Origin of the sequence: Pontiella sp. (genome assembly GCF_041622395.1) — a bacterium.
Classification (GTDB): Bacteria; Verrucomicrobiota; Kiritimatiellia; order Kiritimatiellales; family Pontiellaceae; genus Pontiella.
Genome location: NZ_JBFJYW010000379.1, coordinates 1 through 2,903 on the forward strand (window position 1 = coordinate 1; position 2,903 = coordinate 2,903).

2 protein-coding genes are annotated in these 2,903 nt (G+C 62.9%); both read left to right on the top strand.

Annotated elements, in window-relative coordinates:
• Positions 1 to 1,275, top strand: a 1,275-nt coding sequence (locus tag ABYO54_RS15740) for a hypothetical protein (RefSeq protein WP_372809183.1), incomplete at its 5' end; no start/stop codon positions are given.
• Between the two features lie 31 nt (positions 1,276 to 1,306).
• The coding region (locus tag ABYO54_RS15745) for a VCBS repeat-containing protein (protein ID WP_372809184.1) at positions 1,307 to 2,903 on the top strand (1,597 nt) is incomplete at its 3' end.

Consider the following 2,903-nt stretch of genomic DNA (forward strand, 5'->3'; position numbering starts at 1 on the left):
AGCCTCGAACTCGACGACCGGGTACGGGAAATCATGGACGAGCCGTTTGGCCTGGTGCGGAGCGACTTCCAGGGCACCGAAATCATCCAGCACATCGAGCACCCGGGCTCGGAGTACGAATCGTTCTCGTGGCAGACGCACGTCGGCAACACCTTCGTAATGGGCAACACCCGCGAGTGGGTCGAGCAGTGCATCGTCAAACTCGGCGCCGCGCAAATCGAGGAACCCCGGGGCAACCCGGTCCTCGACATCAACCTTCCGCTGGCGAAAATGATCGAGGGCACCCTCGGCGACGGCGAAGCCGGCATTGGCGAACGCGCCTTGTTCGAGGCGCTCGGCCTGCTGGACATCGAAAACTTTTCCTCGAAGATCGAATTGCAGGACGACCAACTCGTGGCCGACAACGTGCTGCGGATCGGCGCCATGAGCAAGGGCCTTTTCGCGGTCCTCGACGTCGAGCCGTCCACGCTGCCGACCGTCACCTTCATTCCGGAAAACATCGCATCGATCGAGGTGGGGCGTTTCAATCTGCTGGGGCTTTGGCAGGAGATCCCCAACGTACTCGCCGCCGCCCAACCGGAGATGAAACCGCAGTTCGACATGATCGTCGCCATGATCCAGGCGCAGGCGGGCATCAACCTCGAACAGGATCTGTTCGCCCACCTCGGCAAGAAATATATCTCGTTCGCCACCTTCGAAGGCCAGGTGCAGGAAACGGTTGTCGCCGTCGATCTCCAAGACGGCGCGGCCTTCAAGAAGGGGTTCGAAACCGCACTCAACGCCCCGGCGATGCAGCCGTATGTTTCGGCGGCTCTCGAGATCGAGGACTTCCTCGACCACACCATCTACACCCTCAAGGAAGGCGAACCCGACGACAAGATGGGCGTTGCGGTTTCGGGCGGCTACCTGCTCTACGGCACCCCCGGCGGGTTGCGCCAGGTGATCCGCAGCATCACCAGCGAAGAGGCCGCAAACCAGCTTTTCGAGCGCATCAAGCTGGTCAAGGGATTGCGCGAAAACGTATCGCCGCGCGCCTTCGCCTACAGCGCCATCGACTGGCAAAAGAGCATGGACGCCATCCTCAAGGAAATCAACCAGCCCGGCTACGTCGCGATGATCCGGCAAAAATGGGCCACCAGCGGATCCGCCTTCCCGCCGCCGGACTTCGACAAGCTGCCGCCGGCCGACCACATCGCCTCGTTCTTCAACGTCTCCTACCAATACGTCGAGGCCGGCATGCAGGGGCTGCACCAGAAGATTATCCTCAAATACTAGTGAACCACGAATACCGAACAAGGAACGCATCATGTCGAAGTTTGCCCTCCTTCTAACCGGCGTTGCCATCGCCTCCGCGGCCGCGGCCGAAGACCCCCAACGCGACTTCGGCTTCCGCCCGCTGGAGATCCATACGTTCAAACACGGCACGACGCGGCTGATCGTTACCGACCTCAACAACGACGGCCTCGACGACCTCCTGTTCGCCAACAACCACGTCTCGCGCCTCGAAATCCTGATGCGCAAGCCCGGCGCGAAATCGCTCGGCGACCTGCCGGAGCTGAAGGAGTGCTTCGAGGACCGCGGCATGATCGTCGACCAGGGCCTGAAGGCCCTGCGCGTGGGCGACCTCGACGGCGATGGGCTCAAGGATCTCGTTACGTTCGGAACCTCCATCGGCCTGCAGCTCCGCTACCAGCGGGCGGACGGTTCGTTCAAGACGCCGGAGCGCATCTTCGCCAAAGACCTCGCCGACGTCACCACCATCCAGCTCGGCGACCTCAACGGCGACGGACGGCTCGACATCCTTCTCTGCCGCCACGACAAGGCCGACCTGCTCTGGAACGCCCCGGCCAAGCCGTTCACGGAAAAGAAAACCCTCACCTTCGCCGCCGACAAAAGCTTTTTCGGCGACATCGCCGACATCAACAACGACGGCATCCCCGACCTGGCCTTCCACTTCAACAGCGCGAGCAATCCGCTGAAAATCCGCTTTGGCAAAGGCGGCGGGCTCTTCGGCATCGAGCAACCGCTCGACCTGCCGCCGCGGCATTACATGGACATCCTTCAGGGCGAAGGCGCCGAGCCGCAGATCGGCATGGTCCTGCGCAACCGCCTGGCCTTCCGCACCTATGGCTTCACCCGCAAGGAGCTGCCCGCCCTGCTCGCCGCCCAGGAAGCCTCCCCCGGCCGCATCGGACTGGAGGGCACCAACCTGAAATCCTCGCCCGCCTGGATCGCGCACGATTTCGACAACGACGGCTTCGACGACCTGCTGGTGGCCGCGCCGGAACTGAGCCGGCTGCACCTCTACTCCGGTACCGCCGAGGGACTCGACCCCGAACCGAAACGGATCGACACCCTTTCGGAGGTCGTCCGCCTCTCGCGCATGCCGAACGGCGACGTGATGGTCGTTAGCAAGAAAGAAAAGATCGCCGCCGTCCATTCGGCCGCCGACCTCGAGCGCTTTCCGACCATCCTCAAGACGCCGGGCAATGTGCTGGCCGGCTGCCAGGACTGGCTCATCTGCAAGAACGACGAGAAACAGCTACTGCTGACCCGCATGGAACAGGACGGCCACCAACCCGCCTCCTACCCGCTCGACATGAAGAACGATCCCGACGACCTGCTCGCCTTCGCCCTGCCCGACGGCAAAACCGGATTGATCTTCTTCATGCCCTACGACGTGCCCAAGATGATGGTTTTCGCCGAAGGCACGCTCGAGGAGATCACCAGCGAATCGTTTCGCGCGCTCACCCAAAGGCTATCGCTCTCCAACATCCGGCTGGTCAACGCGGACGACGGCTCCAGCCTCGTGGTTTCGCAAGGAGCCCTGGCGCGGCGTTTCGAGTGGAAGGGCGACCGCTACGAAGCCACCCGCCAGTTCAACCCCGAGAACCCGCGCGGCG